The 25,508-nt window shown below is 55.6% G+C and carries 23 protein-coding genes; 13 read left to right on the top strand and 10 right to left on the bottom strand.

Features of this window, described 5'->3' with window-relative positions; all coding sequences use genetic code 11:
• The first annotated feature begins 82 nt into the window (after window positions 1-82).
• Window positions 83-910: a M57 family metalloprotease gene (locus ACQKLP_RS22115; protein ID WP_427325154.1), complete on the top strand. Its 828-nt coding sequence runs from the start codon at window positions 83-85 to the stop codon at window positions 908-910.
• 68 nt (window positions 911-978) lie between these two features.
• On the opposite strand, the gene serS is transcribed toward ACQKLP_RS22115, so the two are convergent.
• From serS to ACQKLP_RS22100, 3 genes are read right to left on the bottom strand one after another with little or no spacing between them, the layout of a single operon-like run.
• Window positions 979-2,253: a serine--tRNA ligase gene (gene serS / locus ACQKLP_RS22110; RefSeq protein ID WP_427325153.1), complete on the bottom strand. Its 1,275-nt coding sequence runs from the start codon at window positions 2,251-2,253 to the stop codon at window positions 979-981.
• Window positions 2,254-2,299: 46 nt separating this feature from the next.
• Window positions 2,300-3,970 carry an NAD+ synthase gene (locus tag ACQKLP_RS22105; RefSeq protein WP_427325152.1) on the bottom strand — a complete coding sequence of 557 codons (1,671 nt, stop codon included), beginning with the start codon at window positions 3,968-3,970 and terminating at the stop codon, window positions 2,300-2,302.
• A 40-nt stretch (window positions 3,971-4,010) separates the two neighbouring features.
• Window positions 4,011-4,691 (bottom strand): porin family protein, encoded by a 681-nt coding sequence (locus tag ACQKLP_RS22100; RefSeq protein ID WP_427325151.1) that lies wholly within the window; start codon window positions 4,689-4,691, stop codon window positions 4,011-4,013.
• Between the two features lie 65 nt (window positions 4,692-4,756).
• Here ACQKLP_RS22100 and ACQKLP_RS22095 point away from each other — a divergent pair, with 65 nt between their 5' ends.
• Window positions 4,757-5,782, top strand: coding sequence for a hypothetical protein (locus tag ACQKLP_RS22095; RefSeq protein ID WP_427325150.1), 1,026 nt, complete (start codon window positions 4,757-4,759; stop codon window positions 5,780-5,782).
• On the opposite strand, the gene apaG is transcribed toward ACQKLP_RS22095, so the two are convergent.
• The 5 genes from apaG to ACQKLP_RS22070 all read right to left on the bottom strand — a co-directional run bounded on the left by apaG (window position 5,779) and on the right by ACQKLP_RS22070 (window position 8,553).
• Entirely contained in the window at window positions 5,779-6,165 is a 387-nt protein-coding gene (gene apaG / locus ACQKLP_RS22090; protein WP_109699698.1) for a Co2+/Mg2+ efflux protein ApaG, read from the bottom strand. The genes ACQKLP_RS22095 and apaG overlap by 4 nt on opposite strands.
• Before the next feature lie 84 nt (window positions 6,166-6,249).
• Window positions 6,250-6,576 carry a DUF4157 domain-containing protein gene (locus ACQKLP_RS22085; RefSeq protein WP_427325148.1) on the bottom strand — a complete coding sequence of 109 codons (327 nt, stop codon included), beginning with the start codon at window positions 6,574-6,576 and terminating at the stop codon, window positions 6,250-6,252.
• 67 nt (window positions 6,577-6,643) lie between these two features.
• Window positions 6,644-7,573 (bottom strand): DUF5777 family beta-barrel protein, encoded by a 930-nt coding sequence (locus ACQKLP_RS22080; protein WP_427325147.1) that lies wholly within the window; start codon window positions 7,571-7,573, stop codon window positions 6,644-6,646.
• A gap of 25 nt (window positions 7,574-7,598) precedes the next feature.
• Window positions 7,599-8,150 (bottom strand): YceI family protein, encoded by a 552-nt coding sequence (locus ACQKLP_RS22075; protein ID WP_427325146.1) that lies wholly within the window; start codon window positions 8,148-8,150, stop codon window positions 7,599-7,601.
• Window positions 8,151-8,169: 19 nt separating this feature from the next.
• Window positions 8,170-8,553, bottom strand: a complete 384-nt coding sequence (locus tag ACQKLP_RS22070) for a hypothetical protein (RefSeq protein WP_427325144.1) — start codon at window positions 8,551-8,553, stop codon at window positions 8,170-8,172.
• A gap of 118 nt (window positions 8,554-8,671) precedes the next feature.
• Between ACQKLP_RS22070 and ACQKLP_RS22065 the strand changes: the two genes are divergently transcribed.
• Window positions 8,672-9,943: a UDP-N-acetylmuramoyl-tripeptide--D-alanyl-D-alanine ligase gene (locus ACQKLP_RS22065; protein ID WP_427325142.1), complete on the top strand. Its 1,272-nt coding sequence runs from the start codon at window positions 8,672-8,674 to the stop codon at window positions 9,941-9,943.
• A gap of 2 nt (window positions 9,944-9,945) precedes the next feature.
• Here ACQKLP_RS22065 and ACQKLP_RS22060 read toward each other — a convergent pair whose 3' ends face one another.
• Entirely contained in the window at window positions 9,946-10,350 is a 405-nt protein-coding gene (locus tag ACQKLP_RS22060) for a putative quinol monooxygenase (protein WP_427325141.1), read from the bottom strand.
• Between the two features lie 346 nt (window positions 10,351-10,696).
• Entirely contained in the window at window positions 10,697-11,101 is a 405-nt protein-coding gene (gene mce / locus ACQKLP_RS22055; RefSeq protein ID WP_427325139.1) for a methylmalonyl-CoA epimerase, read from the bottom strand.
• A gap of 99 nt (window positions 11,102-11,200) precedes the next feature.
• Here mce and ACQKLP_RS22050 point away from each other — a divergent pair, with 99 nt between their 5' ends.
• The 10 genes from ACQKLP_RS22050 (at window position 11,201) to ACQKLP_RS22005 (ending at window position 25,469) form a co-directional block, all read left to right on the top strand.
• Complete coding sequence (locus ACQKLP_RS22050; protein ID WP_427325138.1) at window positions 11,201-12,364, top strand: cysteine desulfurase family protein; 1,164 nt, start codon at window positions 11,201-11,203, stop codon at window positions 12,362-12,364.
• An 11-nt stretch (window positions 12,365-12,375) separates the two neighbouring features.
• The gene (locus tag ACQKLP_RS22045; protein WP_126244307.1) at window positions 12,376-12,702 is read left to right on the top strand and encodes a HesB/IscA family protein; all 327 of its coding nucleotides are present in this window, start codon (window positions 12,376-12,378) and stop codon (window positions 12,700-12,702) included.
• A gap of 133 nt (window positions 12,703-12,835) precedes the next feature.
• Entirely contained in the window at window positions 12,836-13,573 is a 738-nt protein-coding gene (gldF, locus tag ACQKLP_RS22040) for a gliding motility-associated ABC transporter permease subunit GldF (RefSeq protein ID WP_427325137.1), read from the top strand.
• Between the two features lie 2 nt (window positions 13,574-13,575).
• Window positions 13,576-15,291 (top strand): gliding motility-associated ABC transporter substrate-binding protein GldG, encoded by a 1,716-nt coding sequence (gene gldG, locus ACQKLP_RS22035; protein ID WP_427325136.1) that lies wholly within the window; start codon window positions 13,576-13,578, stop codon window positions 15,289-15,291.
• 51 nt (window positions 15,292-15,342) lie between these two features.
• Window positions 15,343-16,293 carry a TerC/Alx family metal homeostasis membrane protein gene (locus tag ACQKLP_RS22030; protein WP_427325135.1) on the top strand — a complete coding sequence of 317 codons (951 nt, stop codon included), beginning with the start codon at window positions 15,343-15,345 and terminating at the stop codon, window positions 16,291-16,293.
• A gap of 67 nt (window positions 16,294-16,360) precedes the next feature.
• Window positions 16,361-18,853: a bifunctional UDP-N-acetylmuramoyl-tripeptide:D-alanyl-D-alanine ligase/alanine racemase gene (locus tag ACQKLP_RS22025; protein WP_427325134.1), complete on the top strand. Its 2,493-nt coding sequence runs from the start codon at window positions 16,361-16,363 to the stop codon at window positions 18,851-18,853.
• A 55-nt stretch (window positions 18,854-18,908) separates the two neighbouring features.
• Window positions 18,909-19,571: a lipoprotein signal peptidase gene (locus ACQKLP_RS22020; protein ID WP_427325133.1), complete on the top strand. Its 663-nt coding sequence runs from the start codon at window positions 18,909-18,911 to the stop codon at window positions 19,569-19,571.
• A 282-nt stretch (window positions 19,572-19,853) separates the two neighbouring features.
• The gene (locus tag ACQKLP_RS22015; protein WP_427325132.1) at window positions 19,854-22,718 is read left to right on the top strand and encodes a TonB-dependent receptor; all 2,865 of its coding nucleotides are present in this window, start codon (window positions 19,854-19,856) and stop codon (window positions 22,716-22,718) included.
• Window positions 22,719-22,914: 196 nt separating this feature from the next.
• The gene (locus tag ACQKLP_RS22010; RefSeq protein ID WP_427325131.1) at window positions 22,915-23,886 is read left to right on the top strand and encodes a sulfite exporter TauE/SafE family protein; all 972 of its coding nucleotides are present in this window, start codon (window positions 22,915-22,917) and stop codon (window positions 23,884-23,886) included.
• An 89-nt stretch (window positions 23,887-23,975) separates the two neighbouring features.
• Window positions 23,976-25,469: a hypothetical protein gene (locus tag ACQKLP_RS22005; RefSeq protein ID WP_427325130.1), complete on the top strand. Its 1,494-nt coding sequence runs from the start codon at window positions 23,976-23,978 to the stop codon at window positions 25,467-25,469.
• Window positions 25,470-25,508: the final 39 nt, after the last annotated feature.

Below are 25,508 nucleotides of genomic sequence, written 5' to 3'. Positions count from 1 at the left end.
GCCGGTTTCCGGAAAGGCCTTTCCATGCTCCATTTAACGATAATTCATTTTTAATTCCAAAATCTACAAAATCTAAACTTCCATGAGAAAGAACACCATTGCAGCCCTGCTACTGGGCGCCACGTTCGCCTTCATTGTTTATGCCTGTAAGAAAGACGGGGCTACCCAGCAAAAGGACACGGAGCCCGTTCCCCAAGATGTGATCGCCAAAATCAAAGCGCTCGGCTTTTCATCCTCCGGCGTCCGCGCAGCGGAAGGGGGATGGCTGGTAGAAGGCGATATCCTGCTGACCGCCGAAAACCTCAGCGAGGCCTCTACATCGGCCAATCTGCGCATCGCTGAAACAGAACAGTACCGAACGAACAACCTGGTAAAGAGCCTGCCGCGCCAGATCACCGTTAAAGTGATGGACCTGGGCCCGGCCTTCGTTTCCGGTGCCGATCTCGCCATTGCCCGCTACAATGCGCAAAACCTGCAGCTCACTTTCCGCCGGATCACCAGCGGTAAGGCAGACATTACCATCAAAGGTTTCTACCAGGGCCCCAGCGGCGGTTTCATCACGCTCGGCTCCGCAGGTTTCCCTACCCGCAACGGCAACCCATATGCCACTATTTCCATGAACACGCACGAACAGGCTTATGGCGCCAACCCGAACGTAGACTACGTTGGTTCCGTGATCCAGCATGAAATGGGCCACTGCATCGGCTTCCGCCACACCGATTATATGGACCGCGCATTCAGCTGCGGCGCCAGCGGCGCGGGCAACGAAGGTGCCTCCAACGTAGGGGCCGTTCACATACCCGGTACGCCCACCGGCCCCGACGCTGCGTCCTGGATGCTCGCCTGCTCCAACGGCGGCAACCGCACCTTCAACGCCAACGACATCGTGGCGCTCAATTACCTGTATTGATCTTTGCCGCATAAAAAAAGCGCACGGAAACGTTCCGTGCGCTTTTGCTTTGATGGGAGAACAACCGCTTACGCGATCCTGTCTCCCCCGAAATATGTATGCAGTACTTCCGGCAGCAAAATGCCGTCGGCCGTCTGGTTATTTTCGAGCAATGTGGCCATGATACGCGGGCACGCCAGCGAGCTGCCGTTCAGCGAGTGCACCAGCTGGTTCTTGCCGTTTTCGTCCTTGAAGCGCACTTTCATCCGGTTGGTCTGGAACGTCTCGAAGTTGGAAACGGACGAAACTTCCAGCCATTTTTCCTGTGCGGCGGACCATACCTCGAAATCGAACGTCTGTGCCGAACCGAAGCTCATATCGCCGCCACAAAGGTTGAGGATGCGATAAGGCAATTGCAGGCTCTGGAGCAGCTTTTCCACATGCGCCACCATTTCCTGCAGGGTATCGTACGATTTGTCGGGATGAACGATCTGCACCAGCTCCACTTTTTCGAACTGGTGGAGACGGTTGAGGCCGCGCACATCTTTACCGTAAGAACCCGCTTCACGGCGGAAACAGGGGCTGTAAGCCGTGATTTTCACCGGCAGCTCCGATTCCTTGAGGATCTCGTCGCGGAAAACGTTGGTCAGCGGCACTTCCGACGTGGGGATCAGGTAAAAATTGTCTTCCGGCATGTAGTACATCTGTCCTTCCTTATCGGGCAGCTGCCCCGTACCGTAAGCAGATGCTTCGTTTACCAGGAACGGCGGCAGGAATTCCGTATAGCCGTTGGATGTATTGAAATCGAGGAAATAGCTGATGAGGGCGCGTTGCAGGCGGGCTCCCTTGTTCTTGTAGAAGGGGAAACCGCTGCCGGTCACCTTATTGCCCAGCTCGAAATCGATCAGGTCGTATTTTTTGGCCAGGTCCCAGTGGGGCACAGCGCCTGCGGCCAGGGTGGGGATATCGCCACCACGGCGCACTTCCACGTTATCTTCCGCCGTTCTGCCTTTGGGAACGTCTGCTCCGGGCAGGTTGGGAAGCCTCACGAGCGTGTCGTGCAGCAATTTCTCCGTCGCGCGCAGCTGCTCGTCGATGGGCCCAAGCGCCTGCTTGAAGGCGGCCACCTCCTGCTTGCGAGACTCCGCGCCCGACTTATCGCCTGATGCCATGAGCTTTCCGATCTCTTTTGAAGCGGAATTCACCTTGGCTTGCGTTTCATCGTAATCGAGCGTCAGCTTCTTGCGCTGATCGTCAAGCGCCAGTACTTCGTCTACGACGGCAGCCGCGTCCGCGAAATGCTTCACGGCCAGCCTTTCCAGTACCAGCTCTTTGTTTTGACGGATAAATTGTACCTGTAACATTTTAATATGAATATTGAAATTTGGACAAAGATAACGGGGTTCTCCCTTAACTCAAATATTTCCCCACGATAGGCACCCGTCGCCCGATCCCGAAGGCTTTGGACGACACCCGGATAATGGGGCAGAACTGGTTCCGCTTGTATTCGTTGGTGTTCACCATTCTCAGGGTGCGCGCCACCAGCGCCTCGTCGAACCCTTGCGCCACGATCTCCTTCGGCCCCTGCCGCCGCTCAATATACTGATACAGGATGCGGTCCAGTATCGTATAATCGGGCAAACTGTCCGAATCCTTCTGGTTGGGCCGCAATTCCGCCGAAGGCGCCTTATCGATGATATTCAACGGGATGATCTCTTTTTCGCGGTTGATGTACCGCGCCAGGGCATACACCTGCATCTTGTACAGGTCCCCCAGCACCGAAAGCCCCCCGGCCATATCGCCGTAGAGGGTCCCGTAACCGGTAGACAGCTCGCTCTTGTTGCTCGTGTTCAGGAGTATATACCCGAATTTATTGGCCAGCCCCATCAGGAGGTTCCCCCGGATGCGGCTTTGCGTGTTCTCTTCCGCCACATTGAACGGCAGCCCCTTGAAGTACGGCTCCAGCGTCTCCAGGAAACGCTCATAAATATTGTTGATGCGGATGATGTCGTACGGATTGCCGAGGTTTTCCGACAGCGCCACGGCATCGTCTACCGAATGTTCCGTACTGTAGGGCGAAGGCATGAGGATGGCGCGGACGTTCTCCTTGCCCAGGGCTTCCACCGCCAAAGCCAGCGTCACTGCGCTGTCGATCCCCCCGGAAGAGCCCAAGATAGCCTGTTTGAAGCCCATTTTCCTGAAATAATCGCGGATACTGAGCACGATCGCCTGTTGGATCCGGGCGATATTATGGTCGAACACCAGCTCTTCCATCACGGAATTAGGCGTAGTGGGCGTTTCGGGATTGGGTTTCTTCTTGCCCAGCGCATCCAGCTCCACGCCGGCCATGTCTTCCTCGAAAAAGGCCAGCTGCTTGATGATCTGCCCTTCCGCGTCGAACACCATCGATCCGCCGTCGAACACGATCTCCGTCTGCGAGCCCACCGTATTGCAGTAATACATCGGCAAGCCGTACTTTTTCACATTTTCGCGGATGATCTCCCGGCGGCTCTCGTCGTGGTCATAATCGAACGGCGAGGCAGACAGGTTGATCATCACGTCGGGATTTTGCAGGATGAGCCGGTCCATGGGGCAAATCCGGTACAGCGGGTTATCGCCGAGGTTCCAGATATCTTCACAGATCGTTACGGCCAGTTTTTTTCCCTTGAAGGGGATAACGTTCCATTCGAACGCCGGCTCGAAGTAGCGGTATTCATCGAACACATCGTAAGTGGGCAGCAGCGTTTTCTGCACCACCTGCTTGATTTCGCCTTCGTAGAGGAAAAAAGCGGCATTGAAGAGGTCTTTCCCTTCACGGTGGGGATTGCGCTGCGGACCGCCCACCAGCACAGCGGTTTTGAGCGTATGCTTGCGGATTTCGTCGATAGCCGCGTAGCTCCGGGCGATGAAGTCTTCGAACTCCAGGAAATCCCTCGGCGGATATCCGCACACGCACAGTTCGGAAAACACGACCAGGTCGGCCCCGCGGGCTTCCGCGGCGTGAATGGCTTCGATAATACGGGCCGTATTGGCCTCGAAGTTGCCGATGTGGTAATTCTGCTGGGCGAGGAAAATATTCATCCGTACTTTTTTGTCTGGCAAATGTACGGACTAAACAGGGTTAAAAATAAACCCCGAGCCGCAAAATGAAGCTATTGGCCGTTACGCGCCCGTCGTTCCACTTGCCGTTGCGGGTGATGTCCACGAAATTATTCTGGTAATTGATGCCCACCACGCCGGTCAGCGTTTCCGTGAGCGGATATTCGATGCCCGCGCCCAGGAGCATCCCCGCCGTAAATGGCTGTATCTGCCGGAGCACGCTCAATTTGTCGAACCGTTGCATATTGCTGATCACGTTGGCACGTGCGCGGATGGGCATGCCCACGAAACCGCCGAACTGTCCGTAAAAGTCGAACCCTTTGGCAGTGGCGGTTTTGAGCTTCAGCGCCACCGGCACTTCGATATATTGCAGGCGGATATCGTATTCCGAAGATGCGGAACGGAAGTCTGACAGGCCTTTCCCGGCTTCGTACTGCATCACGCTGCCGAAGTGCGTCACCTGCACCCCGGTAGCCAGGGCATAGCGTTCCCCGTCGTCGATGAACCAGTCGGCCAGGACGCCGTAGCTAAAGTAAAAACGGCCGCTGTTGCGGGTTACGCCGGCTTCCTGCGGATTGAGGAACGACGCGCCGGGATCGATCTTGAACCCGAAACGCACCTTGCGCCCGGTTTTTTCGGACATGCGGTCACTGAAAGACTGTGCGGAAAGCGAAGCGGCCGATGCGAGCAGCACCGCGGCCATCAGAAAGGATTTCCGGAATACGTTGCGAAACAATATTTTTACCATCTCTAAAGTTATTATAGGCGATGCAAAGTTACCTGAAAATACATTCCCTGTCTATCCTGATCCTCACAGCCGCCATCATGGCCGGTTGCGGACGAAAAAAACAGATCCCCGACGTCAGCCACATCCCCATCACGGTGAAGATCGAACGGTTCGACCGGGCTTTTTCCGGTATTGATACCACTAACGTCGCAACGGGCGTAAAATTGTTGCAGGAAATGTATCCGGGTTTCATGAACGACTATCTTTCGCATATCCTCTATCTTCCCAACACCGGCGATTCCGCTGCATTAATGCGTTCCGTTCATGATTTCCTCTCCAATAAAGACATCCGGGCGCTGAACGACTCCGTGGGCGCGCATTTCGCCGATATACGGCCGCTGGAGCAGGAGCTGACGCAAGCCTTCCGCCTGGCGAAATATTACCAGCCGAAGTTCCGCGCGCCCCAGGTGCTCACGTTCATTTCCGCCGTCAATAATTTCGGTGCCGTTACGATAGATTCCGTACTGGGTATCGGGCTGGACATGTATATGGGCGCGGATTTCAACGTGTACAAGCTGGTGCCCGACATGCCGGAATATATGGTCCGCCGCTTCACCCCCGAAAACATACCCGTCAACGTCATGACCGTGCTGTACCAGCAGCTGGACGCGCCCCGTGAAGGCGCTACCCTGGCCGAGCAACTGATTTACCTCGGCAAGCAGCAATATTTCCTGGAGCAGGTGCTGCCGGAAACGGACGCGCACATCCGCATGGGCTACACGAGCGGGCAAATGAAATTCTGTGAAGAAAACGAGCAGATGATCTGGCAATATTTCGTGGAGAACAAATTACTGTATAACCGTGAAGGACAAACGATCGCACGCTATATCGGCGACGGGCCGTCGACCCAGGGCATGCCAGCCGAGGCGCCGGGTAAAATAGGCGCGTTTACCGGGTACAGGATCGTACGGGCATTCATGGAGCGCCATCCGGAATATACATTGGAAAAACTCATGGGCACGCAGGACGCGATGCTCATCTTCAACGGGGCCAAATACCGGCCCTAGTTCATTTTGAATGGCACCACCATCTGAAACTCGGGGATCTTCACATCGAAGAGCTTCTTGTTCAGCTGGTTTTCCATTTGGTACGTGCCGTACATTTTACCGATTTCCGTGCGGAGATTGGAGCCGGAAACATATTGATAGCTTTCGCCCGGCGCGAGCAGCGGTTGCACACCTACCACGCCTTCCCCTTCCACTTCGCGGTGCGAGCCGTTGGAATCGATGATATACCAATGGCGGCGCAACAGTTTGATGGGGAAGGTATTGTTATTTTCGATGGTGATACGGTAAGCGAACATGAACTCACTGCCGATCGGATTGGAGTAATCCGGCTGGTAAAACGTTTCCACGCTTATCGTGATTCCCTCTGTGACCTTCTTAACCATATTAATCAGCCTTTACCGTAAAAATAAGGAAAATAACCGCGTTGCAACATTTTTTATCCCCACCCCCTTCGTTTTAACGAATCTTTATCGTATCTCCACCCCTTCCAGCTCCCGCGGATTGGCTTCCGCCAGCCGGGCGTCCTTTTCGTAGGGGATGTTGTAATAGCCATACCGGCGCCAGTCGCGCACATAGCGCCACAGGAACCGCCAGAAGCCGGCCTCCCGGTACTGGCGCACGTGCCGCACTTCATGCCGTACCCACGCCGTATTGGCCAGGAACCGCTCCCGGCTTACCCCATGCAGGTGAATGACGTTCCCGAAAACGATCGCGATATTGCCGGAACCCATCTTCCAGGCGGCTATCCGCGCCACCATGGAACCTTCCCGGATACGGCATTTCAATGTTGACATATCCGCAATTTAACGGCTTCGGGCCAAAAACAGCACAATCGTACCCATTCACTTCCCATTAACGGCCTTAATGCCCGCCCAGCGAGAACCGGCGCGAAATATTGAAGCCCCAGCGGAATTGTCCATGCGTCCAGGTGCTCACCGTTTCCGGGATGAACTGGTTTTCCAGGATAGCCGTGGCATTCGTGAAATTCAGGTGGAACACGTGCCCGCCCGTTTCGATCTCCACGCCCACGCCCAGCGAGTTGTAGAACTTCGTGCCGCGGGACTCGTAATAATCCTTGCTTTCCCCGTCGCGGAACGAATAAAAGTAATCGGCCACCAGCGCCACGCGCTTGCTGAACCGCAGCCTGCCGCCCAACCCCATGGCGAACATATTGTTCATGTCCTTGAAACCCACACGGTTACGATGCACGAACGAGGGCAACAGCGCCAGGCTCACCATTTCCCCGAACTTCCGGGAAATCACCACCTGGGCCACAGCACTCCCCCGGTCGGAGAATTTGTCGAAATAATTGGGATCGGCCTTGTCCGGACTGCTTTTCATGGAAGACACCACCGCGTTGGCGAACAGCGTAATGCCGACCGGCACGCGGTTGTCGTGCGTTTGCTGCAGCAGCTTGAATTTGCCCAAAACCTCCCACATCTGTGAAAAGTTGCCGCTGCCCTTGGAACGGCTCAGTCCGGCCGTGAGGCGGTCGGTAATGCCGTATTCGAAGGCGATGCGGATGTCTGTAGAGTTATCGAGCCCGAAAAAGGTGGACGAGCCGCCGCCGGAGCCGCCGATATCCCCGAAACGGTGCGCCACCCGGAAGTCGAGGTCGCCTTTGGCCAGGGTTTCGTTCGACTGCCCGTTGATGATGCGGGTGCTTTTGAATGTGGAAGTCACGGGATCGCGGCGGACGGAGTCCTTCCCGAAAATAGCGCCCAGATCGTCTTGCGCCATGGCCGCCGGGGCCGTGAGCAGAAGGGCGGTGATCAAGCGGAGATGCAACATATTCGCTGGTTTGAAGCTTTTTGGATTAAGGTTTGACGGCCGGTTGATATTGCGCGCTCATGGTCACTTCCACCACTTCCGCGATATTTTTTACCACCAGGCTCGGGATTTTGATGTTATGATCGGCCACCCGGACGTTGAACTTCGCCTCGGCGGCCAGGTTACCGCCCGTAACCGTGATGGTGCCGGTCACGCGGTAGGGTTTGGTGACGCCGTGGATCTGGAGGTCGCCCTCCGCTTCCACGGGCCAGGTGCCGTCTTTGGTGAGGTCTGTAGTGCCGAGGACCTTTCCTTTGAATTCGGTGTAGGGATATTTGTCGCTTTCGAGGTAATTCTCGTTGAAGTGCTCCTGCATCAGTTTCTTTTTGAATTGGAACGAGTTGATGGGCACTTTGAAATAAATGGCGCGCGTGGCGGGATTGATGGCCGATACGCCCAGGGTGCTCACGGCCTCGATGTCTTCCAGCGGTGCGCTGGAGAAGAAACGGAGGCGCACCGAGCGGCACGACTGTACATCCTGCGCTGCCGCCGATATGGCGAGACCGAGGAAAGCGATGGTGATGAAAATGCGTTTCATGCTTGGCTGTTTTGGTGGATCAATCCGGCATTCCCTTGTTTACCCAGCAGGCGATGGAATCGCGCACGGCTTTCGGCAGCGGGGGATAGCCCTGGCTTTGCGGCATATCGGCACCGGTGCCGGTAACGCGGAACGTCCACGATGCGCCGTTGGCGGAAATGTAGCTTTTCAGTTTGGCCGGTGTGGAAAAATCGGCGTTCAGCGGCGATCCGGTGCCGGGATGGCAGTTGCGGTTGGTGCAATTTTGCTGAACGATCTCGTACATCCGGGCGGTGGTGACGTTCACGGTGGAGCAATCGGCGCTGGTAGCGGGCTCCGGCGCCTGTTCAGACGTACAGGCGGCCAGGATGCACAGGGCCAGCAGTGCCGGCATCGTCCATAAATGTTTCCTGCGTTTGCGCATAAGTTGACGGGTTTGCATAGCGTTAATTACGGGTTCGGGCCTTCATAGGTTGCCTGCGAAAGATAATAAAGAAAATGAGGGCCATCATTCCTTATTTTTGTACGCAAATCAGCAACACGTGAATATCGAACAGCTATATACCATCTACCGCCAGCACCCTTCCGTGCAAACCGACACGCGCCAGCTCAAGGCCGGCGATATCTTCTTTGCCCTGCGCGGGCCTAACTTCAACGGTAACCAGTATGCCGATGCGGCCCTGGCATCCCGCGCCAGCTTCGCGGTGGTCGACGATCCCGCGTTTTTCACCCAGCCGGAAAAGATGATGCTGGTGGACGATGCGCTGGCGGCCCTGCAGGCTTTGGCGAGGCATCACCGCCGGCAGTTCAACATTCCGTTCATCGCCATTACCGGCACTAACGGCAAAACCACTACGAAAGAAATGCTCCGCACCGCACTGGGCGCCGCATACCGTACATATGCCACCGAAGGCAACCTCAACAACCATATCGGCGTGCCGCTGACGCTGCTGCGCATCCCCATGGACGCGGAGATGGCCGTGATCGAAATGGGCGCCAACCACCGGCACGAGATCGCCGCATATTGCAAAGTGGCGGAGCCTACGCACGGGATCATCACCAACATCGGAAAGGCCCACCTGGAAGGGTTCGGCAGCGAGGAAGGCGTGCGCCTGGCCAAGGGCGAGCTGTACGATTACCTCCGCGAAAACGGCGGAACGGTGTTCGTCTGCAAGGATTATCCCTACCTCGTGGAGATGAGCAAAGGCATCGGCACGGTGATCACCTATGGTCACGATCCGGCCGATTACGCCGGCGCCCCCTTCCCCGGGACCGCCCTGCTGGAGCTGGAATCCGTGGGCGCGGGGCATGTGCGCACCCAGCTCGTGGGCGCTTACAACTTCCCGAACGTCATGGCCGCCATCGCCGCGGGGCTCCATTTCAAGGTGCCGCCGGAAAAACTGCGCGCCGCACTGGAAGCCTACGCTCCCTCCAACAACCGCTCACAAGTAATGAAAAAAGGCGCCAACACCTTCGTGATGGACGCTTACAACGCCAATCCCTCCAGCATGAAAGCCGCCGTGGAAAACTTCGCGGGGCTCGATGCGAAGCAGAAAGTGCTCCTCCTCGGCGCCATGAAGGAACTGGGGCCCGACAGCGAAAAGGAACACCAGGCACTGGCCGACCTTCTCCAGCTGAGCCACTGGAAAGCCGTTGTGCTCGTGGGAAAGGAGTTCTCCAAAACCCAGCACCCCTACATCTGGTTCGAAACGGCCGATGAAGCCCGCACCTGGCTGGAACAGCAACAGTTCCAGGACACCCACATCCTCGTAAAAGGCTCACGGAGCGTGGGGATGGAAAAAGTAGTGAACTGAGTTTACTTCCCCGCGGGCAGCTTCCTGAACATTTCCGCCATAGCGGCCGGATCGATGGCCTCCATATCCGGCAGCCGCAAAGATTTCACCATCTTCGCGGTGGCCGTTTTGTATTTGATGAAATGCGCCGTTTTTAGATGGCTTTCATATGCTTCGCGGCTGGCGTAGATTTCCAATATCCGCACCTGCGCGGGCCGCGCCTTGTCGAACATCGGGAAAATGGCGATAACGCCCGGCTCCAGTTTTATGGAGGCGGCCGCTTCTTCTGCGAGGAGCGTCTTGTAAGCCGGTAAAGAAAGGGAATCGATTTCGAGTTCGGCGACGCGCACCATCATACGCTGCTGGGCTGCTACAGTCGTTCCCGTTAGCAGGAAAAACATCAGGGCGATAAAAACCGGACGGGCCATAAATAATATCTTTTTTAACGGGAAACGGAATTTAATGTAATCCCTACACTATTCCTCCATTCCCTGCGAATGCCGAAGTGTGCGACGCAACGGCGGCCGGGATTTCTACCGAAGCCGGCTACCCGGGCAAAACACCCGGAATCGTTCACGGATGCTGTAAAAAAAGAAACCTGCGAGTTAAAAAACCCACAGGTTTTCATAACCTATGCCAACTTTAGAGTATTGTGATGAAGCCTGAGCGGCTTGCATTTACGCTGTGTTATACCATTATCAACGCGCGACTAAATAAAAGGTTTAAATACCGACATTTTTTTTCGCGCTTTTTTTATAACAGGCTGATTTCCTTCTATTCGGTCCGTTCCTGCGTTAACTCCACCAGCACGCCATTCGTGCTTTTGGGATGAAGAAAACATACGAGTTTGTTATCTGCTCCCGGTTTGGGCTCGGCAGACAGCAGCTCGAAGCCTTCGTTTTGCAACCGGGCCATTTCGGCGCGGATGTCTTTCACTTCAAAAGCCAGGTGATGCACGCCTTCGCCTTTTTTTTCGAGGAATCTGGCGACGGGGCTGGCGGGAGAGAGCGCTTCCAGCAGCTCGATCTTTGTTTCGCCCTGGCGGAAGAACGCGGTAGACACGCCTTCGGAGGCGATTTCCTCGGTTTTGTAGCATTCCGCGTTCAGCAGTTTTTCGAACAGGGGAACGGAAACGGCCAGCGATTTCACGGCGATGCCGATGTGCTCAACTTTTAACATATAGGTGTATGATTTAATGCCCGGAAAGATGACCCTGCGGTTACCCGCGGCCCGGGCGGTTCCGGGTAAAAGTAGAACTTAAACCGTAATTTTGCATAGATGCAGACAATGCCCGTTTACCTCGACAACAACGCCACCACGCCCTGCGACCCGCGGGTACTGGAAGCCATGCTGCCTTACTTCACCACCCATTTCGGCAATGCCGCCTCCCGCGCGCATGCCTGGGGATGGACGGCCGAAGAAGCGGTACAGCAGGCGCGCGAGGAAGTGGCCGCGCTCATCGGTGCCGAGCCCCAGGAAATCGTGTTCACCTCCGGCGCCACCGAGGCCCTCAACCTGGCCCTCAAAGGCGCTGCCGAAGCATATGCCGTAAAAGGGAAACACTTCATCACCCTGCAAACCGAGCATAAAGCCGTGCTCGACACCTGCCGCCACCTTGAAAAACTCGGTGCGGAAGTTACCTACCTGCCGGTGGACGGCCGCGGCATCTTACACCCGGACGACCTCAAAGCCGCCATCCGGCCAGACACGGTGATGGCGGCCGTGCTCTACGCCAACAATGAAACGGGCGTTATCCAGCCCATCGCCGATATTTCCGGGATCCTGGCGGAACACGGGGTGCTGTTGCTGACGGATGCCACGCAGGCCGCAGGCAAAATCCCCCTGGACGCCACCGGCGAAGGCATCGGGATGCTGGCGCTTTCGGCCCACAAGCTGTACGGCCCCAAGGGCGCGGGCGCGCTGTTCGTCCGCCGCAGGTCGCCGCGCGTGCGGCTGGCGGCGCAGATGGACGGCGGCGGACACGAGCGCGGCATGCGTTCCGGTACCCTGAACGTACCGGGGATCGTGGGACTGGGCAAGGCCTGCGCCATTGCGGCCGACGAAATGGCAGGCGAAGCCCTCCGGCTGGCGGCGCTCCGCGACAGGCTGGAAAAAGCGCTCATCGAAAAAACCGGTGCCCGGGTGAACGGCCAGGGCGCCCCCAGGCTGCCGCACGTCAGCAACCTGCAATTCCCAGACGTACGGGGGGCCGACCTCCTGCGCGGGGTAACCCGGGAAATAGCCGTATCTTCGGGCTCGGCATGCACTTCCGCCAATCCCGAGCCCAGCCATGTGCTGATAGCGATGGGGGTACCCGAAGAACTGGCACATTCTTCGCTCAGGTTTGGATTAGGAAGGTTTACGACCGAATCGGACGTAGACCGTGCCATCGAGACAGTCAACAATACCGTGCGCTCGTTGCACGCAATATATAACCAGTAAATACGGATAAGATGATCTATATCAGTGATAAAGCCAAGCAAAAAGTGGATGCGCTCCGGGCCGAAGGGACCCTGGGCGAGGATTACTTCCTGCGCGTGTCCGTTGTGGGCGGAGGATGCTCCGGCCTCAGCTATAAACTCGATTTCGACAATGAAACCAAGCCGAAAGACCAGGTTTTCGAAGATAAAGGCATTAAAGTGGTGACAGACCTGAAAAGCTTCCTGTACCTCTGCAATACCGTCCTCGAATTCTCCGAAGGGCTCAACGGGAAAGGGTTTTACTTCAACAACCCCAACGCTTCCCGCACCTGCGCCTGCGGCGACAGCTTCGCCGTGTAAGGTTTCGGCCAACACATCCGCACTTCCAGCCGTCCGGTCCACAGTAACCGGACGGCTTTTTTATTGAATCGTTTACGGATGATTAAAAATTCAAATATTGTGGAAACGTAATTGAATTATATTTGCTTCCGTCATGTATGCCATTTTCAAGAAAGACATCCACCAATTTTTCAGCAGTATCACGGGGTATGTAGCCATCGTTTTGTTCCTGCTCGCCAACGGACTGTTCCTGTTCATTTTCCGGGACACGAGCCTCCTCGAGGCCGGGTACGCCGACCTGGACGGGCTTTTCGAGCTGGCGCCCATGATTTTCCTGTTGCTGATACCCGCCATCACCATGCGCAGTTTATCGGACGAGTACCGCAGCGGCACCATGGAGCTGCTGAGCACCAAGCCGGTGACGCCCTGGCAGATCGTTTGGGGGAAATACTGGGCCTGTCTGCTCATCGTGGCCATTGCGCTCGTGCCCACGGCCGTGTATTACCTCGCCATTTCGCAGCTGGCCGCGGCGGGAAACGGGCCCGATACCGGCAGTATCCTGGGGTCTTACCTGGGGCTTTTCCTGCTGGGGGGCGTGTTTACCGCCATCGGGCTCTGGGCGTCGTCTGTCACCGCTAACGCCGTGGTCGCCTTCCTGGTCGCCATCTTCACCTGTTACATCCTCTACACCGGGTTCGACGCCCTCAGCAAACTGGCGGTGTTCGAAGGCGGGGCGGATTATTATCTCGCCATGGCCGGCATCCGCTATCATTATACTTCCATCAGCCGCGGCGTGATAGACACGCGCGACCTCGTGTATTTCGCCAGTGTGGCCGGACTGATGTTATATCTTACCAAAATATCGCTGGAAAGGAAAATCTGGCAGGGTTGATTATGGAACTAACGAGAAAGGACAAACGAAAACAATACCTGAAACGGACGCTGGGGCTCCTGGCCGTGATCGTGGCCATTAACGTGGCGGCAGGGTTCTTCCATACCCGGTTCGACCTCACCGCCGAGAAACGCTATACCCTCGCCCCTTCCACCCGCGATCTCCTCCGCCGGCTCGACGCGCCCGTTCAGATCGAAGTATATCTCAAGGGGAAATATCCCGCCGGCTTCCGCCAGCTGTCTAACGCCACGCGTGAGCTGCTCGAGGAATTCCAGCAGTTCGGCGGGAACAACGTCCGCTTCAGTTTCCTCAATCCCGGCTCCGACCTCCCCGATTCCATGCGCGCCGCTTTCCAGGATACGCTCATGGCGCGGGGCATCCTGCCATTTAACCTGCAGGTGCAGGACGATGGGAAGGATTCCTATGCCGAGAAGCTCATCTTCCCCGGCGCCATCATCAAATACAAAGACCGCGAAACGGCCGTCAACCTCCTGAAAAGCCAGGGCGGCATGGACCCCATGCAGGCGCTCAACAGCTCCGAAGCCCTCCTCGAATACAAATTCGCCAACGCCATTTACCAGTTGCAGCAAAACCATCGTCCGCTCGTAGGCTACATGCTCGGCCACGGCGAACCGGAAGGCCCCGAAGTCTACGATGCGCTGAAAACGCTGCATGAACTGTATGAAGTGGATACCGTCAACCTCGCCACCACGCCTGCGATCCCCGACGAGTTCGACGCGCTGCTGTTCGTCCGCCCTACGCAGACGTTTACCGACGCCGACAAACTGAAGATCGACCAATACGTGATGCAGGGCGGCAACATCGCCTGGTTCCTCGACAACCTGACTGCTTCGACCGACAGTCTGCGCGGGCGCGATTTCGTGGCGTTCGACCGCAATCTGCAGCTGGAAGACCTGCTGTTCAAATACGGCGCGCGGGTGAACCCCGATCTTATCCAGGACCTCCGGGCAGACATTATCCCGCTCGTGGTGGGCAACATCGGCGACAAACCGCAGATCCAGCCCGTGCCGTTCCCTTATTTTCCTTTGCTCAATTCCACCAACGGCCATTCCATCGTCAAAAACCTGGACCTGGTGATGAGCCGCTTTGCGGGATCGGTGGACACGATGGCGGGAGGAGACATCCATAAAACCGTACTGCTCACTTCGTCGGAACATAGCCGGCTGGTGCGCAGCCCTGTGCAGATCACGCTCGAAAGCGTGCAGCAGCAGCCCAATCCGCGGGAGTTCAGGATGCGGAACGTTCCGGTGGCCGTGTTGCTGGAGGGGCGTTTTTCGTCGCTGTTCCGCCACCGGATCGGCGCGGAGGGGCAGCGGCAGTGGGAAACCTCGGCCCACAGGCCTTTCCGGCCGGAAGCGGATACCGCGGGCAGGATGATCGTGGCGGGGGATGCAGACCTGGTGCTGAATGCGGTGACGCGGAAAAGCGGCCCGCTGCAAATGGGGGTTAACGAGTTCAACCCGGATTACCAGTTCGCCAATAAAGAATTTTTCCTCAACGGGATGGATTACCTGGCCAGCAAGAGCCCCGTCATGGAAACGCGCAACAAGGAGCTGACGCTCAGGCTGCTGGACGGTGAAAAGGTGCGCCGCGATAAAACGAAATGGCAGGTCCTCGCATTTGCCGTGCCCATCGGGGCCGTATTGCTGTTTGCCATGGCGTTCCAGTACTTCAGGCAGCGCAAGTATGCCAGATAAAAGCTGCCGGAATCCATTATCTTTGCCATTCATTAAATTTTTCCGCTTTACATGACACCGCAACAATGGACGTATGCAGTTTTCGGGATTGTGATCGTTCTGGCCCTGATCTTCGACCTGGGGTTATTAAGTAAAAAAGGTGAAGTAATGTCCATCAAAAAGGCGCTCCTCCAAACCTGTTTCTGGGTGGCGCTGTCTATGGGCTTCTGTGCATTTATCTGGTACGAAGACGGCTCCAGGCTCGCCGTCGAATTCATGAGCGCCTACCTGATGGAGTGGTCGCTATCCATCGACAATATTTTCGTTTTCATTCTCATATTCGGGTTTTTCAAGATCAAGGAAACCAGTTATGCGCGGGTGTTGCTCATCGGTATCCTCATGGCTATCGTGTTCCGCGCCATTTTCATTACCGTGGGCGTGGCCCTCATCGCCCAGTTCGGCTGGATCCTGTACATTTTCGGCGCGTTCCTTGTATATACCGGCGTCAAGATGTTCATGGTAGACCAGCACGAAGAGTTCAAGCCGGAGGAGAATTTCGCGTACCGCATCATGCAGAAGTACCTGCGGATCTCCAATCAGCCGAATGTAGACAAGTTCACCATCAAGCAGAACGGCAAAGTGTATTTCACGACGCTGACCGTGGTAGTGGTGATGCTGGCGTTTACCGACATCGTGTTCGCGCTGGATTCCATTCCGGCCGTATTCGCTATTTCAAAAGAACCGCTTGTGGTATATACATCCAACATTTTCGCCGTGCTTGGCCTTCGTTCCCTCTTCTTCTTGCTGAGAGGTGCGGTAGACAAGTTCGATTACCTGCAGCAGGGCATCGCCATCGTGCTGGTATTCATCGGTCTGAAAATGCTGGCGGAAATCTGGCATTTCAAGCTTCCTGTCTGGGTATCGCTCGTAGTGATCGTGCTTTGCCTGGCGGGTTCCATCGTGTATTCCATACTGTTCGACAAGAAATTACCGGTTAAACCGACCGAGTCCGAAGAGAGTTAGTTGATCCGAACTGAAAGCGCCCGTACATGAGAGTCTGCGGGCGCTTTTCGATTAAAACCATATAACATTGTATACAGCAGAGAGTATCAGTAAGATCCTGAAGGGAGAATTGTTGCAACAGACCGGGCATCCGGAGATCGAACACATTTTGCTGGACAGCCGGAAATTGCTTGTTGCCGAAACATCCTTGTTCATTCCCCTTGTGAGCGAGCGCCGCAATGCGCATCAGTACATCGATGATCTGTACAAAAAAGGCGTCAGCAATTTCGTGGTCAGCGAGCCCATCGCCCAGGGCCTCTACCCGAAAGCGAACATCATTTTAGTGAAAAACACCCTGCAGGCGCTCCACACCCTCGTGGCATGGCACCGCCAGCAGTTCCACATTCCCGTGATCGGCATCACCGGCAGCAACGGGAAAACCATCGTCAAGGAATGGCTGTACCAGCTGCTGGAAAAAGACAACAACATCGTCCGCAGCCCGAAAAGCTACAACTCGCAGATCGGCGTGCCCTTGTCTGTCTGGCAGATGAAACCCGAGAACGACCTCGCCATTTTCGAGGCCGGCATTTCACAGCCCGGCGAAATGGTGAACCTCGAAAAGATCATCCGCCCCACCATCGGCATTTTCACCAATATCGGCGAAGCCCATAACGAAGGCTTCCTCAACATCCGCCAGAAAGTGAACGAAAAGCTCGTGCTGTTCACCCGCAGCGATGTGCTGATCTATTGCAAGGATTACCTCGCGCTCAACGAGTGCGTCAACAATTTCCATAACCTCGTGGGCAAACGCGAGATCGACAACGCCCTGCAGCTCCTTACCTGGAGCCGCAAGACGGACGCCGATCTCCGGATCATTTCGGTCGACAAGAACGATAACCACACCCGCATCGATGCGCTGTACAAATCGGAGCCGGTCTTCATCCGCATTCCTTTTGTGGACGAGGGCTCCATCGAAAACGCCATCCATTGCTGGGCGCTCATGCTGTACCTGGGCAAGCCACAGGAAACCATCCAGGAGCGGATGGACCATCTCGGCAACATCGCCATGCGGCTGGAAATGAAGCAGGGCATCAATAACTGCTCCATCATCAACGACAGCTACAATTCCGACCTCGGATCGCTCGCCATTGCCCTGGAATTCCTCCAGCAGCAGCGCCAGCATCCTACCAAAACGGTCATCCTGAGCGATATCCTGCAATCCGGGAAAAGCGAAGGCTCGCTGTACGAAGAAGTGGCCGGCATGCTGGAAAGCAAAGGCATCAGCAAGCTTATCGGCATCGGGAAGAATATCTCGCGCGAGAAGAAAAGCTTCGCGCGGGTGAAGAGCGAGTTTTACGCCAGCACCGAAGAATTCCTCCAGCAGGTGAACACCGCGGATTTCCAGAACGAGTCCATCCTCGTGAAAGGCGCCCGCGTATTCCAGTTCGAGCGGATCGGTAAACTGCTGGAGCAAAAAGCCCATCAAACCATCCTCGAGATCAATCTTACCGCGCTGGCGCACAACGTGAAAGCGTACCAGTCGATCCTCAAGCCCGGCACCAAGCTCATGGCCATGGTGAAAGCCTTCGCCTACGGGAGCGGCAGCTTCGAGATCGCCAACCTGCTGCAGTTCCACGGCATCGATTACCTGGCCGTGGCGTATGCCGACGAAGGCGTGGAGCTTCGCCGCGCCGGCATCACGCTGCCCATCATGGTGATGAACCCCGAGCCCAGCAGCTTCGACGCCATTTTACAATGGAACCTGGAGCCCGAACTGTATTCCATGCACCTGCTGGAATTGTTCGAGGAATCCGTCCGCTATGCGAATAAATCCAATTACCCCGTGCACATCAAGCTGGACACGGGCATGCACCGCCTGGGCTTCGAGCAGCAAGACATCCCCGCGCTGGCGCTGCGGCTCAATGCCGAAGGGCTTTTCAGGGTACAGTCCATCTTCAGCCACTTCGCCGCCAGCGAAGACCCGAAGAAAGACGATTTCACCAATATGCAGTTCAACCGGTTCCAGAAAATGAGCAAGGCGCTTCAGCAGCAGCTGGGGTACCCCGTCATCCGCCACATCGCCAACAGCGCGGCCATCCACCGCCTGCCGGAGATGCAGCTGGATATGGTAAGGCTCGGGATCGGGATGTATGGGGTAGACAGCGCCCATGATTTCCAGGACAAACTGCGAAATGTCAGCACCCTGAAATCCACCGTGGCACAGGTGAAGCGCATTCCCAAAGGCGACACCGTCGGCTACGGCGCCACCTGGCAGGCCAAAGTGCCCTCGCTCATCGCTACCGTGCGCATCGGGTACGCAGACGGATATATGCGCGCCCTGGGCAACGGGAACGGGAAAATGCTCATCCGCGGGAAACTGGCCCCTGTGGCCGGCGTTATTGCGATGGACATGCTCATGCTCGACGTAACCGGCATCCCCGATGTTGCGGAGGGCGACGAAGTGATCGTGTTCGGAGAAGGCCTGCCCGTGGAAGACGTGGCGAAATGGGCCGGCACCATACCTTACGAGATCCTGACCGGAATTTCCCAGCGCGTGAAACGGGTTTATTTCCAGGAATAGCAGTGGAGGGGGGCAACTTTGAAATAATACATTATTTTTGGAAAAATTTGAAGTTTTGAAGTATCGTCACATTGTATGGATCGTGATCGGGATCCTTTTCATAGACCAGGTTTTGAAGTTTTGGATCAAGACGAATATGGCGCTGAACGAGAGTTTCCCCATATTCGGGAGCTGGTTCCAGATTCATTTCATTGAAAATGAAGGGATGGCATATGGCCTGAAGTTCGGCGGCGAATTCGGAAAGATCGCCCTCACCATGTTCCGGCTCATCGCCGTGATCGTGGGCTTCTTTTATATGAAGCGGCTCGTGCGCGAGAAATACCATAACGGCCTGCTCGTTTGCGGCGCGCTGATCCTGGCGGGCGCTGCGGGCAACCTGATCGACAGTATGTTTTACGGACTTATCTTTTCCGACAGCACGGATATGACGGTAGCGCAGTTCCTTCCCGAAGGCGGCGGATATGGCACTTTCCTGCACGGGAACGTAGTGGATATGCTCTATTTCCCCCTGTTCAGCGGTAATTTCCCGGAGTGGATGCCGTTCTGGGGCGGCGAGCATTTCATTTTCTTCCGTCCGATCTTCAACATCGCCGATGCCGCTATTTCTGTGGGCGTGATCGCGATCCTCATCTTCCAGAAGCGATTCCTCCACAAACCGGGCGACGAGAATCAAAAGCCGGTCGGAACGCAACCCGCGCTGGACGATACCGTAGCATAAATTATCCGTGCATTACATATTTCAAAGGCCGCTCCTCCGGGATGCGGCCTTTTTTCTTGCCGTTTCGGGGGGAATTGCTTCCCGGCGGATGCGGTCCAGGCGCAGCAACGGTAGCCCCAGGGCCCGCCGGCTGCGGGGCGGACGCGGCGGGCCCATCCTGAAACCCTTTACCATGGCCGATTTAAAAAATTCTTCCCCTCCTTTCTTGCAAAATTCCGATTTCCCATCTAATTTTGTCTACAATTCCTATAGACTAATAGTATTTATCAAGCCAAAAACTATATGAAAACAGTTTACAATCGCCTCCGACTCCTGTTCGCCTTGCCCCTGCTGCTGGTTGCGCTTTTCGCCAGCGGCCAGGAAAGCAACATCGTGCAGATTTCCGGTAAGGTAAAAGACCAGACCACCGGCGAGGCCATTCCCGGCGTCAGCATACAGGTAAAAGGCACTATCGCCGGCACCACTACTGACAATAGCGGGAACTTCGTCCTGAAATCCCGCCTAAAATTCCCCTTTACGCTCGTGTTCTCCAGCCTCGGCTTCCAGTCGCAGGAATTCGAAGTAACCGGCACCGGTTCCCGGCTCGACATCGGCCTGGCCACCCAAACCCTCCTGGGCAAGGAGGTAGTGGTAACCGCATCGCGCGTAGAGGAAGAAGCCCTCAAATCGCCCGTGGCCATCGAAAAACTCGATATCCGCGCCATCAAGGAATCGCCCGCCCCCAGCTTCTATGATGCCCTCGAAAACGTGAAAGGCGTACAGATGACCACATCCAGCCTCACGTTTAAAGTTCCCAATACCCGGGGCTTCAACATCCCCAATAACTTCCGCTTCATGCAACTGGTAGACGGTGTAGACATGCAGGCCGCCACCCTCGGCGTGCCTCTTGGCAACGCCATCGGCCCCACCGAGCTCGACATCCAGAGCGTGGAAATCACGCCCGGCGCGGCTTCCGCTTTGTATGGCATGAACGCCATCAACGGCATGGCCAACCTGCAGACAAAAAGCCCTTTCTTATATAAAGGCCTCAGCGTTTACCAGAAAATCGGCGTGAACCACGTAGACGGTATCGATTACGACCCCAGCGTGCTCACCGAAACCGCTATCCGCTACGCCCACGCCTGGAAAGATAAGGTCGCGTTCAAGGTGAACGTCAGCTACCTCCGCGGTACCGACTGGCGCGCCAGCACCGCCAAAGACCAGAACGCCGCCGCCAACAGCCGCTTCCCCGCGCTCAACGGCGCTGCCAACAATCCCGCTTACGACGCCTGGAACAAATACGGCGACGAGAACAACAACAACGTTTCCGTAGGCGTGACGCTGAACGGCAAGAACGAAACTTTCAACGTTCGTCGCACGGGTTATTGGGAAAAAGACCTCGTAAACCCCACGGTCGAAAATATCAAAGCCGACCTGGGCCTGTACTGGCGCATCACGCCGAAGGCGGAACTGAGCTATACTTACCGTTTCGGTGAAATGGACGGCCTCTTCCAGCGCGGGAACAAAATCCAGCTGGACGGTGTGAAAGTGCAGAACCACAAACTCGAACTGCGCGGCGCGGATTATTTCGTTCGCGGATATGTGATGCTGGAAAATACCGGTAATTCCTATAACCTCAAACCCCTGACCGACAACCTCGACCTTACCAATAAAAGCAACAACGCCTGGAGAGACGCCTTCAAAGCCAAACTCCAGTCGGAAATCAACGCCGGCACCGAGCTCGCCGAAGCCATGCGCCGCGCGCGCTCAACCGCCGACCAGGGCCGCGTTCAGCCCGGAACGCCTGAGTTCGACGCCCTGAAACAAACCATCATCGGCATCAACAACTGGGACCACGCCGCCGCGGTTGCCGGAGCGCCCGCCACCGGCGGCGCCTGGCTCGATCAGCATAGCCGCGTGTATCACGTAGATGCCCAGTGGGACCTTAGCCGCCACGTAAAACTCTTCAACCTGCTGGTGGGAACAGACGGCAGGCTGTATGAAGTGATCCCCGACGGCAATAACTTCGTCGACTTCACCAAGCCCGTGAAAGAAAGGACCACTCCGGGCGGGAAGAACGTCCACTACAAGAAATTCGGCGGCTTCGCGCAGGTGAGCAAAACTTTCTTCGAAGACAAACTGAAGCTGGTAGGCTCCATCCGCGTGGATTACAACCCCGAGTTCGACCCCAAGATCAACCCGCGCCTGGCGGCCGTTTACACCCTTGCGCAGAAACATAACTTCCGCGCCAGCTGGCAGAACGGCTTCCGCTTCCCCGCGCTGTTCGAAGCACTTTCGTTCGTAAACAACGGCAACGTGCGCCGTGTGGGCGGCCTTTCCTACATCAACGATGGATTGGGATACCTGGAGAATTCCTACACCCTCGCCTCCGTGAACAACTTCAATAATGCCGTGAACAAAGACGTGGCCGACGGGCTTTCCGCCAACGACGCCGCCCTGAAAAACAAGGCCCTGCTGGATATCACCGCGCTCAGCCCTACCCGCCCCGAGCGGATCAACTCCTTCGAAGTAGGGTACCGCAGCGTGCTGCTCGGCAATAAATTCGTGGTTGACGCGGATGCGTATTACAACCGGTACGACGGCTTCCTCGGCCAGGTGGAAGTAGCGGTGCCCGCAACGGATAAAGTAGGGACGGACGCTTCCGTGCTCGACATGCTCGCCGCCAACCGCAGCAAGCAAACCCGCTACCGGGTGTATACCAACGCCAAGAATACCTACGACAACTACGGCGCATCGCTGGGTTTGACGTACAATTTCTACAAGAAATGGACCGTGGCGGGTAACCTGAACTACAACGACATCGTCGACAACAAGGAAAAAGACGTGTTCGCCACCGGGTTCAACACGCCCGACTGGGTGAGCAATATCAGCTTCGGCAACCGCGAGCTGCTGAAGAATTTCGGCTTCAACGTGGTGTGGCGCTGGCAGAACACGTTCTATTGGGAAAGCCCGCTGGCCAACGGCGACGTGCCGGCGTTCAGCACCGTAGACGCACAGGTGAACTATCGCATTCCCAAGGCGAAAACCACCATCAAGGTGGGCGGTTCCAACCTGTTCAACCACCGCTATATCCAATACGCGGCGGGCCCTACCATCGGCGCATTGTACTATGCATCCTTCACCATCGAAGGCTTGCTGACCAAATAACTGAAGGCGCGCCGCAGCCCGCTGCGGCCGCTTAACCATACTATTGGAAACCCTGTTACACAAAAACCAACCTGTCCGGCGGAGGCGCTTAGCGGCCTCCGCCTTTTTTTGAATTAAGGACAGAAATATTTGGATAAACCGTGGATTACTTCTATTTTTAGTCCACAATTCCTGTAGACTTAATTAATAATTAGTCATGTCGCATAATGAGGTGATCGATAAGGCGGAACAGCGTGTAGCTACCGATGCCACCCAGAAAGTGCTCATAGACCTCGTGAACGAGGACAATAAAAAGAGTTACTGGATCTGGGTGACGATCGGGCTGTCTATCCTGGCGGTGGCGGCCGGCCTGTGGTTCACGTATCACTACGGCATTTCGCACGATGCGCAAACGCGGATCGCGAAGTCGGTGCAGGACATTTTCACCAGCAAGCTCCTGTTTTTCATGGGTGTGGGGCTGACGGCGCAAATGATCGACGGGGCATTGGGCATGGCGTATGGCGCCACGTCTTCTTCGCTCCTGCTGGGTTTGGGCGTGTCTCCGGCCATGACGAGCACCAGCGTTCACGTGGCCGAAGTGTTCACGACGGGCGCCAGCGGCATCGCGCACTTCAAGCTGGGCAACGTCAACAAGAAATTATTCCTGCATCTCCTCATCCCGGGCATGATCGGCGCTATCGCAGGCGCATGGCTGCTTTCGGACGTTATCGACGGCGATGTCATCAAACCCTTCATGAGCGCATACCTCATGATCCTCGGCGTGCTGATCCTCCGCAAGGCATTGCAGAAACGCAAGCCCAAGAGCAAGACCAAGCGCCTCGGTCCGCTGGCGTTTTTCGGCGGTTTCATGGATTCCATCGGCGGAGGGGGCTGGGGCCCGATCGTGACCTCGACCCTGCTCGCGAAAGGCCGCACGGTGAATTATACCATCGGCTCCGTGAATGCGGCGGAATTCTTCATCGCCGCGTCCAGCGCGGGAACGCTGCTTTTCTTCAACGGGGTAGACAGCTGGCAGGTGATCATCGGGCTCATCCTGGGCGGTGTGATCGCATCTCCCTTTGCCGCCATCCTCGTCAAAAAAATGAAGCGCAAGCCGCTCATGATCATGGTAGCCGTACTGGTGATCGCCATGAGTCTTCGCACGATCATCCTCACCATCATGAAATAATAGCCCCTTCAATACAAATAGCACCTATGTGTCATGTATAACGAATACATTCGTTATACTTTGCATCCCTTTATTAACCTATACCTACGATGAAACTACGCAAGTATCTGGTGGGGATGTTGTGTTTGTTGGCCCCCATGATGGCACATGCACAATTGGATTCCATTGCCAAAGCCCGGACAGCAGCCAGGAGGGCGCTCAATACCACGAAACTGGAGATAAAATACCAGACCAAAACCATACGCACAACCGATTCCAGAGGCCTTCCCCGGGAGTCAAAAGTCACGCTGCAACTTCTCAGTATTAACGGCAGAACCCCTGTCTTAATCTATAAAAATGGCGACATTCTCAGACGGTACTACAACCGCTGTTGGGAAGCCCGTGAAATATTGGATGAGGGCAATAAGCATCTGCAAAAAGCCAGAAGATTTTTATGGGGCGGACTCACAACGGGAACCGCGCTCTTCTTCTCAGGATTCATTGCCAATCCGCAAAACAAAGACAGCCGGCACCTGCTTGCGCTTGGTTTAGGCGCCACTGTTATGACTACCAGCGGCGTCATCTGGCTCGTGAATAAAAATAAAGGAAGGGAGCTTTTCCAAAAATCGGTAAACGTATATAATGAAAAATGTTACGCGTTCCCACTTGGAGATACCATCCTACCGGATGCTCAAACTGATTCCATCCGTAAAGCCAATAAAGAAATAAACAAAAACCGGGTACAACTCGATGAGTTCATGTACTACGATTTGCTGCGCAATGATCCTGGGCATTTCGATCTGTCCGGCATCGCACTTAACCTCGCCAATGCGGATGTCCATATGCTCAATCTCAATATCCGTGGCGGTATTGGTTTCTTTTACACACATCAAAGCAAAATCAGCGTCTTCGCCGACTATCAAATAGCCTATCTCGATAACCCGGGAGCCAGCAAAGGGGGGAAAAACCCGCCCAATAATGGTTCCGAAGTAGGCGGCCCGCTCAACTACAGCAAAACCAGCAACCTGGATATTACCACTGCTTTTTCGGTTAAAAGCTGGAAAAAGGAAGGGAAGTATGGCCTCGGGATAGGCAAGAAAAGACTTGGTCGTACCTTGAACGAAGTAGTAGGCGCTATCAAAGGTGATGTACAAAAATCCATCATGCTCCGCCTGGGATATCAGCGGGACAATCGCCTGGTGCGTAGCGAAACGGGAATATGGTACGCAACCAATACCCCAGCTTACATTTATCACCACCAGGGAACTGACTATGAGATAACGCCCGATCCCACCCGACAATCCACCATATTCAAATCCGGCATCATCACCGCTGGCGCCAGCCTTTCATCTTTTCATGATCTGAAAATCCGGCTTCATGATGACAGTTACGATGGCATCCGGCAAGTCAGGAAACAGACAGACCTTTATGTTGATGTGATGTATGCGCATCAGACGGCATTCCAGGATATGCTGTACTGGTCGTCACTTAAGCAGTATACCGGCGCGGATACATATGTTCCCCAGCGTATCGATGTCAGCCAGACCGAAGTTTCCAAACTGGGGTTCAGGACTGGTATACGTACCAACGCCATTGGCAAATGATATGGGCTCCGCACAGGGGCGGAAGCCGGTATTCGACCA

The sequence above is a fragment of the Chitinophaga sp. NPDC101104 genome, assembly GCF_050277495.1.
In the GTDB taxonomy this organism is placed as follows: domain Bacteria; phylum Bacteroidota; class Bacteroidia; order Chitinophagales; family Chitinophagaceae; genus Chitinophaga.
The sequence above is the reverse complement of the archived record's forward strand: the minus strand, read 5'-3'. Positions and strand labels throughout refer to the sequence as shown.